At 67.6% G+C, this 11765-nt stretch carries 9 protein-coding genes; 6 read left to right on the top strand and 3 right to left on the bottom strand.

Annotated elements, in window-relative coordinates:
* Window positions 1-176: 176 nt before the first annotated feature.
* Together CXY74_RS07085 and CXY74_RS07080 are read right to left on the bottom strand one after the other, a co-directional pair.
* The gene (locus tag CXY74_RS07085; RefSeq protein WP_104199793.1) at window positions 177-1646 is read right to left on the bottom strand and encodes an NAD(P)/FAD-dependent oxidoreductase; all 1470 of its coding nucleotides are present in this window, start codon (window positions 1644-1646) and stop codon (window positions 177-179) included.
* Between the two features lie 69 nt (window positions 1647-1715).
* On the bottom strand, window positions 1716-2894 hold the full coding sequence (locus CXY74_RS07080; protein ID WP_104199792.1) for an acyl-CoA dehydrogenase family protein: 1179 nt from the start codon (window positions 2892-2894) through the stop codon (window positions 1716-1718).
* Window positions 2895-3017: 123 nt separating this feature from the next.
* Here CXY74_RS07080 and manA point away from each other — a divergent pair, with 123 nt between their 5' ends.
* Window positions 3018-4328: a mannose-6-phosphate isomerase, class I gene (gene manA / locus CXY74_RS07075; protein ID WP_104199791.1), complete on the top strand. Its 1311-nt coding sequence runs from the start codon at window positions 3018-3020 to the stop codon at window positions 4326-4328.
* A 35-nt stretch (window positions 4329-4363) separates the two neighbouring features.
* Here the strand turns inward: manA and CXY74_RS07070 are convergent, their stop codons facing one another.
* Window positions 4364-5320, bottom strand: coding sequence for a GlxA family transcriptional regulator (locus CXY74_RS07070; RefSeq protein ID WP_104199943.1), 957 nt, complete (start codon window positions 5318-5320; stop codon window positions 4364-4366).
* Between the two features lie 92 nt (window positions 5321-5412).
* Between CXY74_RS07070 and CXY74_RS17555 the strand changes: the two genes are divergently transcribed.
* The 5 genes from CXY74_RS17555 to CXY74_RS07050 all read left to right on the top strand — a co-directional run bounded on the left by CXY74_RS17555 (window position 5413) and on the right by CXY74_RS07050 (window position 11730).
* Window positions 5413-5553, top strand: coding sequence for a hypothetical protein (locus tag CXY74_RS17555; RefSeq protein WP_158252320.1), 141 nt, complete (start codon window positions 5413-5415; stop codon window positions 5551-5553).
* Window positions 5554-5600: 47 nt separating this feature from the next.
* Complete coding sequence (gene galE / locus CXY74_RS07065; RefSeq protein ID WP_104199790.1) at window positions 5601-6566, top strand: UDP-glucose 4-epimerase GalE; 966 nt, start codon at window positions 5601-5603, stop codon at window positions 6564-6566.
* 217 nt (window positions 6567-6783) lie between these two features.
* Window positions 6784-7101, top strand: a complete 318-nt coding sequence (locus tag CXY74_RS07060) for a WhiB family transcriptional regulator (protein ID WP_104127507.1) — start codon at window positions 6784-6786, stop codon at window positions 7099-7101.
* Between the two features lie 167 nt (window positions 7102-7268).
* Window positions 7269-10283 carry a glycosyltransferase family 2 protein gene (locus tag CXY74_RS07055; protein WP_104199789.1) on the top strand — a complete coding sequence of 1005 codons (3015 nt, stop codon included), beginning with the start codon at window positions 7269-7271 and terminating at the stop codon, window positions 10281-10283.
* Window positions 10273-11730 carry a DUF5719 family protein gene (locus tag CXY74_RS07050; protein WP_104199788.1) on the top strand — a complete coding sequence of 486 codons (1458 nt, stop codon included), beginning with the start codon at window positions 10273-10275 and terminating at the stop codon, window positions 11728-11730. The genes CXY74_RS07055 and CXY74_RS07050 overlap by 11 nt, the downstream gene beginning before the upstream one ends.
* Window positions 11731-11765: the final 35 nt, after the last annotated feature.

Raw genomic sequence — 11765 nt, 5'->3', positions numbered from 1 at the left:
GCGTGGCCCTCGGCCCGGTCGGTCTCTATGGGCCAGGGCGCATAACTCCTGCAATTCCTGGGGGTGCTCCCACGACGTGCCCGGAATTACGGGGATGTCTTCCCGAGCAGAGAGAAATTGCAGGAGTTATGCGCGGCATGTGACGTTTCGTGGTCGACTTGGCAGCGGGATGGACCCTAGTTGCCCTGACGGGGAGTGAGGTCCGGCGGGTCAACGACGTTGTATTCGTGGGCCAGGGCGCTCAGGGCGGCGCGGTAGCCGCACATGCCGTGCACGCCCGGGCCGGGAGAAGTCGACGAGGAGCACAGGTAGACACCGGCGAGTGGGGTACGCCACGGGTCGCCGGAGAGCACCGGGCGGCGCACGAGCTGGGTCATACTGATCGCTCCGGCCGCGATATCGCCGCCGACGTGATTGGGATTGTGGTTCTGCATTTGCGCGGCCGTCTGGCTGTAGGAGGCAAGGATGGTGTCGCGAAATCCCGGGGCGAAGCGTTCGATCTGTCGGGTGATCTGCTCGGTCTGGTCGTGGGTGGAGCCCGCCGGCACATGCGTGTAGGCCCAGAGGGTGTGTTTTCCGGCGGGAGCGCGCGTGGCGTCGAGAATGCTCGGCTGCGCGGCGAGCACATAGGGGAACTCAGCGTGCCGTCCGCGGGCGACGGCGTTCTCGGCGCGTGCCTGGTCGGCGCGGGTGCCGCCCACGTGCAGGGTCGGCGCTCGCCGCAGGTCGGTCGCGGTGAAGGGAACCGGTTCGGAGAGCGCGAAATCCACCTTGGCGACCGCGTTACCGTAACGAAAGCTCCTGAGCGATGCGGCGTAGCGAGCGGGCAATGCCCCGTCGGCGAGGTCGACAAGGGCGCGCGGCGTCACGTCAAGCAGCACGATGCGGGCCGGCGGGAGCTCTTTCAGGCTGGTGATGTTGGCATCCGTCACGATTTCGCCGCCGTGCGCGAGCAGGTCGTCGGCGAGAGCCTGCACGATGGCGCCGCTTCCTCCGATCGGAATGGGCCAGCCCCGAGCGTGCGCGTGCGCGGCGAGGGTGAGCCCGGCACCGGCGGTCGAGGGGCTCGGCAGCCGCCCGATCGAGTGGGCGAACGTTCCGGTGAGCAGCGCCGGCGCGGTCACGCCGGAGAAGCGCCAGTTCCAGGCCGGGCTGCCCTGCTCGAGGGTGCGCAGCCCGAAGCGGGCCAGCATGAGCGGATGCCGCGGTACGCGCAGCAGCGCATCCCCGGTGAGCTCGGCGATGGCGTTGATATTCTGCACGAGCGGCCCCAGCAGCCGCAGCCAGGCCGGACCGTCGCGCCCGAGGCCGCTGGCAGTGCGTTCGATATCGTGCCAGGCCACGCCGGCGCGGCCGCCGGGCAGCGGATGCCCGAAGGAGATCTCGGGAACTTTAAGTTCGATGCGGTCCTTGAGGCCGAACTTCTGAAAGAACTCGGAGGCGAGCGCGAGCGGATGCACGGCGCTCCCCACGTCGTGGCGGAACCCGTGCAGGGTGAGTTCGGCGGTCGCCGCCCCGCCGCCAATCTGCGGGTTGCGCTCGTAGACGCGCACCCTGAGGCCGGCGCGGGCGAGGGTGACGGCGGCGGCAAGGCCATTCGGGCCGGATCCGACAACGATCGCGTCGAGCCCCTGGTCGGTGGTCACGCCGGGCCGCGCTGCTGTGGTCTCATTCCGACACCGTATCCCGGGGCCGGCGCTTTCGGGGCCGTTGGCTCAGACGAAGGCGGCCTGGCCGGTGATGGTACGGCCCACGATGAGGGTGTTCATCTCCTGGGTTCCCTCGTAGGAGTAGATGGCCTCGGCGTCGGCGAAGTGCCGCGCCACGTTGTACTCGAGGGTCACGCCGTTACCGCCGAACAGCTCGCGGCACCACGCCACGCTCTCCCGCATGCGACTGGTCGTGTAGGCCTTGGTCAGCGCGGAGTGCTCGTCGCGCTGCACACCTTCGTCTTGCAGCTGCGATACCCGCACGACCATGCCGAGGCTCGCGGTGATGTTGCCGAGGCTCTTCACCAGCAGATCCTGCACGAGCTGATGACCGCCGATGGCCTTGCCGAACTGTTCGCGATTTTTCGAATAGGCCACGGCCGCATCGTAGGCGCCGATAGCGTTGCCGACGGCCGCCCAGGACACCTCGGCGCGCGTGGCCCGCAGCACCTTGGCGGTGTCCTTGAACGAATTGGCGTTCTGCAGGCGCAGGCTCTCGGGAACGACCACGTCGGTCAGGGTGATGTCAGCGTTCTGCACCGTGCGCAGGCTGATCTTGCCCTCGATCTTGGTGGCCGAGTAGCCGGCAGTGTCGGTGGGGACGATGAAACCCTTGACCTGGTTGTCGGCGGTGTCCTTGGCCCAGATGATGGTCACGTCGCTGAAGGTGGCGTTGCCGATCCAGCGCTTGGCGCCGTTCAAGGTCCAGGTGTCACCCGTGCGGGTGGCGGTGGTACGCAGGCCCTGCGCCGCATCGGAGCCGCTAAGCGGCTCGGTCAGCCCGAACGCTCCCACGATCTCGCCCGAGGCGAGGCGCGGAATCCACTCGGCGCGCTGCTCGGCGGAGCCGCAGGCCGCAATCGACCCGGCCGACAGCCCGTTCTGCACGCCGACGAAGGTGGCAACGGATGCATCCACTCGTGCCAGTTCTAAAGCCGCGAAGCCACGGAACACGGCTGAATTCGTAAACGGTTTCGTTTCGTCCCAGCCGAAGGAATACACACCGAGCTCGGCGAGCGGCTTGATGATCTGGGCGGGGAATTCGGCGCGCTCCCAGCATCCGTTCGCGATGGGGCGAACCTCCTGGTCGAGGTAGGCGCGCAGCTTCAGGATGGCCCCCTGCTCGGGCGCGGTGAGAAGGTTTTCATAGCCGAAGATGTCGCTGCCGAGTAGCTCAAAGGTCATGGATGCTCCGTTGCAAAATAGGCGGCCGATACGCAACCGGTCTAGCCGTCAGCCTAGGGTCGTTGGCTGGATGATCGAAGTCGGTTGGTAGTTTGGTCTAAACAGCATACGAAGGAGCCGAAAATGTTTGTGGGCATCACCAATACCCCGCGCGATTACGCCTGGGGCTCCACACACGCCATCGCCGATCTGCTCGGTCATACGCCGTCGGGCGGGCCGGAGGCCGAGCTCTGGCTCGGGGCCCACGCCGGCTCTCCATCGGTGATCGAGGACGCGGAGCAGGCGGGCGGTTCCACCGACCTCGCTGGCTGGATCGCGGCTTCGCCGGCGGTGGCACTCGGAGCGGACTGGGCGACGCGGCAAGCGGATACCGCCGGCTCGGCCACGGCGGCTACGACTGCCCCGCGCCTACCGTTCCTCCTGAAAATTTTGGCCGCGGGACGCCCGCTGTCGCTGCAGGCGCACCCGACGACCGAACAGGCCCGTGCGGGGTTCGCGCTTGAGAACGAGGCCGGAATCGCCGTCGACGCCGGCAACCGCAACTACCGCGACCCTTTCCACAAGCCCGAACTTCTCTTTGCGCTCAGCGACACGTTCGAAGCGCTCTGCGGGTTCCGCCCGCTCGCCGAGGTGCGCGGCATCATCGCCGAGCTGCGCCTGCTCGACCTCGCGAACGAGAACCCGCAGGCCGCCGCCATCGACCTGCTCGAGCAACACCTGGCCGAGGGCCTGCGCGACACCGTGGACTGGCTGTTGCGAGACGGCCGCGGAGGCGACTCCGGCGAGGTGAAATGGCTGGTCGAACGGGTGGTCCTGCTCGCCCAGCACGCCAAGTTCCTAGCCGGAGGGGGAGCAATCATCGGCTACGCGAATGAGCTGGCGGCGGTGCGCGTGCTCGCCGCCGAGTACCCCGGCGACCCCGGAATCGTGCTCGCTTTGCTGCTGAACCGGGTTTCCCTGAAGCGTGGTGAGGTGTTGTATCTGCCGGCCGGCAGCATCCACGCGTATCTGTCCGGACTCGGCGTGGAGGTGATGGCCGCCTCCGACAACGTGTTGCGCGGCGGGCTCACCCCCAAACACATCGACATCGAGGAGCTGCTCGCGGTGCTCGACTTCACTCCGGCGACGTCGCCGCTGCTCGCTCCGATCATTCTCGCGGACGGCGTCTCGCGGTATCGGCCCGGGGTTGCCGACTTCGAGCTCGTGCGCATTCACGCGGATGCCGACGCCACGTCGCCGGCGCCCGTCACGATGCGACAGGTCACCCTCACCGGCCCGGCCATCGCGATCTGCACGGCCGGCGGATTTCTCATCGCGGGCGGCGCGTCGTCGCGACCGCTCAAGCACGGCCAGGCCGTATACATCACGCCGGATGAGGGCACCCTGACGTTCGCCGGCACCGGCGAGGTCTTTCTCGCGATGCCCGGTGCGTAGCCCGGATCTCGACGAATACCGGCACGCCCGATCGACTAGCCGACCCTGCGGGGGCCGAAGGCCCGGCGGTAGGCGGTGGGAGTGGTGTGCAGCACCTGCAGAAAGTGGTGACGCATCACGGCGGCTCCGCCGAAACCGGTATCGACGGCGATTGCTTCGAGGCTGCGCGAGGAGTCTTCGAGTAGTTCCTGCGCCCGCAGCAGCCGCTGCCGGTTGAGCCAGCGGGTGGGCGTCGTGCCGAGCTCGGCACGAAACCGGCGCGCGAAGGTGCGCGGCGACATGAGCGACTGGCGGGCGAGCAGGTCGACCGGTAAGTCCTGGTCGAGGTGGCGCAGCATCCACTCGGTGACGGCGGCGAAGGATTCGTTCTGGCAGTCGACGACCGACGCTTCGATGTACTGCGACTGCCCGCCGTCGCGCTGCGGCGGCACGACCATGCGGCGGGCGATGACGTTGGCGGCCGTCACGCCGAGTTCGGTGCGCACGATGTGCAGCGCGGCGTCGATGCCCGCGGCGGTGCCGGCCCCGGTGACGACGTGGCTGTCGTCGACGAACAGAACATCGGGGTCGACGGTCGTCTCGGGAAACGAGCGGGCGAGGGCGTCGGTGTACATCCAGTGGGTGGTGCTGCGGCGGCCATTGAGGATGCCGGCCTGGGCGAGCACGAATGCACCGCTGCAGACGCTGAGCACCCAGGCGCCGCGGGCTTCAGCGTCGCGCACCACCTGCAGCACGCGCGGGTCGACGGACTCGCCTTGTTCGTAGCCGGGAATGGCGATGAGGTCGGCATCGGCCGCGGCTGACAGGTTGTCGTGCACGACGATGTCGAAGCCGATCTTGGTGCGGATCGGTCCGGGTTCGGCGGCCACGACGTGAAAGTCGAACAAGGGCCCGCCCTGGGCGCTGCGGTCGATACCGAACACCTCGCAGATCACGCCGAATTCAAACGGCGCCAGACCCGGGAGGGTGACGCAGACGATCTTCTGGAGCATGAGCATCCTCTCGTCAACATTGGCAGGAATGTATCAAACAGTGACGACTCTGCCACTCGCGGCAGAAAAGCACAATTCATAGAATTTCTGCCATGTTCATTCTCTTTTTCCTCCTCACAGCTCTCGCCGTCACCGCAATCGTTGGCACGATTCGCGCCATTCGGCGCGATAGCTCTGGCCGCAGAGCACCCCTGATGGCCGACGAGTACGATGCCGCGGTTCGCTGGCGCTAGCCTGTAGCGGTGGCGCACCCGAGTGTCGCACGAACGAACGGGGCGTCATGGCATGGTTGGTAACCGGCGGAGCGGGCTACATCGGATCCCACGTGGTGCGTGCGTTCCAGGCTGAAGGCCTCGACGTGGTCGTGCTCGATGACCTCTCGAGCGGCCACGAGTCGTTTGTGCCGGCCGGGGTCCCGTTCATTCGGGCGAATGTGCTCGACGGTGGAACCCTGTCGCAGGCCTTTCACAAGCATCACGTGAGCGGCGTCGTGCATGTTGCCGGATTCAAGTACGCCGGCGTCTCGGTGCAGCGCCCGTTGCACACCTACGAACAGAATGTGACGGCCACCGCCACGCTACTCGCCGCCATGAACTCGGCCGAGATCGACCGTATCGTGTTCTCATCGAGCGCTGCCGTCTACGGCACGCCGCGCACGGACCTCGTCACCGAAGACACACCGAAGAACCCGGAGTCGCCCTACGGCGAATCCAAGCTGATCGGCGAATGGCTGCTGCGCGATCAGGCCGTCGCAACCGGGCTGCGCCACACCTCGCTGCGTTACTTCAACGTCGTCGGCTCCGGTGACCTCGCCCTGTGCGACACCAGCCCGCACAACCTCTTCCCTCTGATCTTCGCCGCGCTGCTCGATGGGCGCACCCCGCGCATCAACGGCGACGACTATGCCACGCCCGACGGAACCTGCGTGCGCGATTACATCCACGTGGCCGACCTCGCGCTCTCGCACGTCGCCGCAGCCCGCCGCCTCGACGCCGGCGACGCGATCGAGCCGGTCTACAACCTCGGCAGTGGCGACGGCGTCTCGGTCGGTGAAATCATGGCGAGCGTGCGCCGAGTCACCGGTATCGACTTCGTGCCAGAGATCGGCCCACGCCGCGCCGGTGACCCGGATCGCATCGTGGCCTCCGGCGCGCTCGCGGCCCGTGATCTGCGCTGGAGCATGAGCCACACCCTCGAGCAGATGGTGCAGAGCGCCTGGGATTCCTCGCGCGCCTTCGTGCGCTGAGGGCAGCGACACGCCGACCCCGGGTCTGATCGTGCTACGTTCGCAACATTGCAATGCGCCTGCTGCCCTCGAATGTGCGAATTCGTCGTCACCGTCGGCGCGTCGTAACCCTCTAGCCCGTGTTGAGGGTTTACGATCTGCGACTTGACGTTATCGAATTACACCGGTGTAATTAGGTACAGCACTAAACGGTGCGGAGCGAGCGCTGGGAGACGATATGGCTATACCTGACTATCGTTCCGGAGTACCAGAGGACTGGTTCGTTGACCCCGTCACCCTCGGTGTTCCGGGAATACGACAAGATCTCGGTGACGAAAACCTGTTGGCCTGGCAGGCCGACTCGCTCTGCGCGCAGACCGACCCCGAGGCCTTCTTTCCCGAAAAGGGCGGTTCCACGCGCGACGCTAAGAAAATCTGCTCCGGCTGCGAGGTTCGTAACCAGTGCCTCGAGTACGCGCTCGGCAATGACGAACGGTTCGGTATCTGGGGCGGCCTGTCCGAGCGCGAGCGCCGAAAACTGCGTAAGCGCGCTTAGCGTTCGCTCGTCGAGTAACGCTCGGCCTGCTCCAAGCGGATTCCCGATCGGCCCCTTGTCGCGACGCGGTGTGTGAACGGATGTTGCGGCATCCGCCCAGCCAATATTCGAGGCGCGCCCTCTCGGTTCAGGGCCGCCCGCCGATCCCGACTTAGGCTAGTTCTGTTATGCAACCGAGAGTCACCGCCATCCTTGTCGCCCGAAACGGCGCGAAACACCTTGAGCGAACTCTCAAGACGCTGTCGCTACAGACCCGTAAACCCGACATTGTCATCACCGTTGACTGCGGCTCGAGCGATGCGACCGCGCAACTGCTCACCGAATTCGGGCCGACGCAGTTCATTGCCGCCGACGCGGATCTGCACTTTGGACAGGCGATTGCTGCCGCCGTGCGCGTGACGCCGCCGCCCACGCACGATCGCGAGCTGCTCTGGCTGCTCGCCCAGGACAGCGCGCCCGATCCGAATGCGCTCGAAGTGCTCGTTGACGCACTCGAAATCGCCCCTTCGGTAGCCGTCGCCGGACCCAAGGTGATGGAGTGGATCGCCGGCGAATATATCCACAACTTCGGCGAGTCGATGACGCCGACCGGTGCCACCGTCACCCTGGTCGAAAGTGAACTCGACCAGGGCCAGCACGACGGCCTGAGCGACGTGCTCGCCGTCAGCGCCGGTGGTCTGCTCGTGCGCCACACGGTCTGGGAGCAGCTCGGGGGATTCGACCCGGCCCTTTCGGTCGTGGACGACTCGCTCGACTTCTGCGTGCGCGTGCGCCTGGCCGGGTATCGCGTGTCGGTCGTACCGGCTGCTCGTGTGGCATCGGCCGGTGACGGTGTTGCCGGACCAAACCAGTCCTCGCGGGGGCGCCTCCGTCGCCGTCGGGTACGGGCCGAACGCTCTGCCCAACTGCATCGTCGCCTGGTCTACGCTCCGGCCTGGACCCTGGTTTTTCACTGGCTGTCTCTGCTGCCGCTCGCCTTTCTCCGATCGATCGGGCAGCTGCTGCGCAAAGAACCGGGTGCGATTGTCGGTGAATTCGCTGCGGCATTCGGCGCCGCTTTCAACGGAATGCGCGTTGGCAATGCCCGCCGTTCCTTCGCCAGAACCCGAACTCTCGGCTGGGATGCCATTGCGACCCTGCGGGTTCCCTCTGCGGAAGTGCGCCGACGGCACTCGCTCAAGCGTGAGTCGAGCCTGTTCGGCCTGCACGGTGACAGGCCTGAAATTCGATTCTTCTCCGGCGGCGGCGCCTGGACCATGCTCGCCGCGGCCGTTGTGGGAATCATCATGATGGTGCCGTTGCTCGGCGCCGACACCCTCACCGGCGGCGGACTGTTGCCGCTTTCACCGAGCCTGCCCGAACTGTGGGCGAGCGTCGGCTATGGCTGGCGCGACCTGGGACTCGGCTTCGTCGGAGCGGCCGACCCCTTTGCCGCGGTCGTGGCCGTGCTCGGCTCGATCGCGTTCTGGTCGCCCTCGTTCGCGCTTGTGCTGGTCTACGCCCTGGCCTTTCCGCTGGCAGCAGTCGGCGCGTGGATGGCCGCAACCCGACTGACCGACCGCGGCAGTCTGCGGGCCCTGGCCGCAGCTCTCTGGGTGCTGGCCCCGACGTTTCTGATTGCTCTCGCCACCGGACGCCCCGCCGCGATTCTCGTGCACCTGCTGCTGCCCTGGCTGTTCTTCGCCTGGATCGCCGCCGCGCGCACCTGGTCGGCGTCGGCATCCGCTGCCCTGCTGTTTGCTGCCGTTTCGGCCTCTGCGCCGTCGCTGGCCCCGGCACTGCTCGTGGGCTGGCTGCTCAGCGTGGCCCTGGCTGGCCGTCGAGTGATGCGCTTCATCGGTATTCCGATGCCGGCGCTCGCCCTGGCGCTGCCGCTCATTCTCGACCGGGGCCTGCGCGGTGACTGGCTGGCCCTCGTCGCTGATCCGGGCCTGCCCGTGCCGAGCGGGCACGCACCAACCCTGCAACTGCTGCTCGGGCTGCCCGGCTCTGACGGCTGGGCGGCTGTGCTCGACCGGTTCGGGATCGTCGGCTTCGACCCGCAACTGTTCGTGCCCATCCTGCTCGCGCCGCTGGCCGTGCTCGCCCTGCTGGCGCTGCTGCTGCCCGGCGCGCGCCTGGCCAGCGGTGCCTGGCTGGTCGCGCTGCTCGGCTTGGGCACGGCCCTCGTCGCCAACCAGCTCGTGCTCGCCGCGATCGGCGCCGAACCGGTGCGCGTCTGGTCAGGTTCCGGGCTCAGCCTGTACTGGCTCGGCCTGGTCGGCGCCCTCATTATCGGTCTGCGCTCGCTGCGCCGGTTCGCGTCGACGCCCGGCGTTGTCGCAGCCCTCGCCCTGGCCGTGGTGGTACTGCCGCTCATTGGTTCACTGCACGTCGGTACCGCGGTCGTGCGCGAGGGAACCGGGCAGACCCAGCCGGCCTTCGTCGCCGCTGAAGCCCAGATCGACAACCGGGTCGGCACGCTCAAGCTCACCCCGCAGGCCGACGGCGGCCTGCTCGCGTCAATCGAGCGCGGCGTCGGCGCCACCCTGAACCAACAATCCACTCTGGACAGCACGGACCAGACCCTCAGCATCCGTGAGAAAATGCTCGCCGAGCTCGCTGGCAACCTGGCTTCACGCAGCGGACGCGACGCCAGCGCGGACCTGGCCGAGTTGGGTATCCGCTTCATCGTCTTGCAGCCGGCCGGTTCCAGCATCGACGCCGCCGACACCGCATTGCGCACCGAAACCGCCCTCGATGGCAACTCGGCGCTGGCTCCGGTCGGCGACACCGAGTTTGGCCGCCTGTGGCAGTTCGGCGAAACGGATACTGCGGCGTCCACGCCCATACCGGCTCGCGCCGGCGGCGTCTTCGGGCTTGTGACCCTGCTCATCGCCCTCACCGTAGTGGGCAGCGCGGTGCTGTTGTCGCTGCCCATCGGCGCCGGCCGTGAAGCCGTGCGGCAGGCTAACCGTGACGCGATTCGCCGGGCGGCCCGCGCTGACGCCAAACAGAAGCCCAGACGCGTGCGGCGGGGGAAGGGATCGGTTGCGTCTGACCTGAATGCCGACCTGGACGTGCCGCTCGGCACCGACCTCGAAGCCGACCTCGCCATAGACCGGGAGACCGGCGTCGGCACCGGACTGGAAGCACCTGATGGTGGCACCGCCGATTCCGTGGAGGACGACCATGCCCGATAAGAGCCAACTTGCCCGCATCGGCGGCCGAGCCGGACGCGGTGTGCTCGGCCTCGTCGGCATCGCCGTCGTCGTTGCAACGCTCGGCGCGGCGACGCTCGTGACCCTGCCGACCATCGAACGCGGCGCGCAATCCAGCGAGATCTTGCCCCTGCCGAGCGAGCAGCAGCGGGTCTGCCCCGGGCCGCTCCTGACCCTCGCCGAGGACTCGACGCAGGCGCAGTCCGCGTCGAGCGTGGGGGCGGCATCCGCTGTGTATGGCGCCGTTGATGCGGTGTCGCTGCAACAGATTCGGCCGCAGGTGACCGAGATCACCGCGGTCGACGATTCGAACAGTCGTCAACCCCCGGTGCTGCTGACCGTTCCCGTGCAAAATGGTGCCACAGTGCCGCCGCTGCTGGCCGGCAGCCAGTCGCAGCTTGCCGCTACCGACACCATTGGCGGACTCGCCGTCGCTGCCTGCGCTGAAGCGGCCAGCGACAGCTGGATCGTCGGGGGGTCGACCGATATCGGAAGCACCAGCCTGCTGCTCCTGAGCAACCCGACCCCCGTGCTCGCGACCGTCGACGTGATGGTCTTCGGCGAGAGCGGCCTCGTTGACGCGCCCGGAGCGACCGGCATTTTGGTGCAGCCGGGTGAGCAGCGGGTCATTCCACTGGCCGGCCTCGCGCCGAACCTGAAGTCGCCGGTGCTGCAGGTGTCATCTCGCGGTGGACAGGTGGCTGCGTCACTGGAGCAGAGCAGCATTCAGGGTATCGAACCGGGCGGAGTCGAGATCGTCGGCGTCACCGCGACGCCCGCCACCAACCAGACCATTGCCGGGGTGCGCGTAATGGCGGCCGTCAGCGCTGAGACGGTCACGACGGGCGAGGGTTTCAACGCCAACACCCCGTCGATTCGGGTATTCGTGCCGGGAACCAAGGCGGCGACGGTGCAGATCGGCGTGACGAGTGCCGATGGCACTACAGAGGGAACGTCGACCCAGGTGGACGTCGAACCCGGCATCGCCACCGAGATTCCGCTTGCGCCGCTGGCCGTGGGCAGCTTCTCCGTGCACCTGCGCTCCGACGAGCCGATCGTCGCGGCCGCGCGCACCGCCACCGACAGTGCCGGCGGAAAGGACTTCGGCTGGTTCTCCGCCTCGGCACCGTTGGCCGGTTCCTTCGCCGTAGCCGTGGCCGCTGGCCCATCGCCGACTCTGCACCTGGTCAACGGCGGGGCAGCGGATGCCGCACTCACCCTCACGCCCAGCGAAGGCACCCCGGTCGACCTCCAGATCGATGCCGGGGCCAGCGCCACGGTGCCGGTGTCTGGCGGCACGACCTACGTCGTGAGCGGTGGTTCGGAACTCTGGGCGCTCGTGGACTATTCCGGGGACGGGGTGCTGTCGTCCTTCGCACTCAACCCGCCCGGGCCACTGGCGTCCTCGATCCGCGTCTATACGCACTAGTTCTCCGCGGACGGGGCCTGGGCCCGGACCGCGGG

The sequence above is a fragment of the Cryobacterium sp. Y29 genome (assembly GCF_002929825.1).
GTDB lineage: Bacteria > Actinomycetota > Actinomycetes > Actinomycetales > Microbacteriaceae > Cryobacterium.
Note: the sequence above shows the minus strand (reverse complement) of the source record. Positions and strands in the feature narration are given on the sequence as shown.

Bases quoted from the DNA above. Each gene is read 5' to 3' on its own strand.
- CXY74_RS07080 (WP_104199792.1), bottom strand. From the start codon at position 2,894: ATGACCTTTGAGCTACTCGGCAGCGACATCTTCGGCTATGAAAACCTT.
- manA (WP_104199791.1), top strand. From the start codon at position 3,018: ATGTTTGTGGGCATCACCAATACCCCGCGCGATTACGCCTGGGGCTCC.
- CXY74_RS07070 (WP_104199943.1), bottom strand. From the start codon at position 5,320: ATGCTCCAGAAGATCGTCTGCGTCACCCTCCCGGGTCTGGCGCCGTTT.
- CXY74_RS17555 (WP_158252320.1), top strand. From the start codon at position 5,413: ATGTTCATTCTCTTTTTCCTCCTCACAGCTCTCGCCGTCACCGCAATC.
- galE (WP_104199790.1), top strand. From the start codon at position 5,601: ATGGCATGGTTGGTAACCGGCGGAGCGGGCTACATCGGATCCCACGTG.
- CXY74_RS07060 (WP_104127507.1), top strand. From the start codon at position 6,784: ATGGCTATACCTGACTATCGTTCCGGAGTACCAGAGGACTGGTTCGTT.
- CXY74_RS07055 (WP_104199789.1), top strand. From the start codon at position 7,269: ATGCAACCGAGAGTCACCGCCATCCTTGTCGCCCGAAACGGCGCGAAA.
- CXY74_RS07050 (WP_104199788.1), top strand. From the start codon at position 10,273: ATGCCCGATAAGAGCCAACTTGCCCGCATCGGCGGCCGAGCCGGACGC.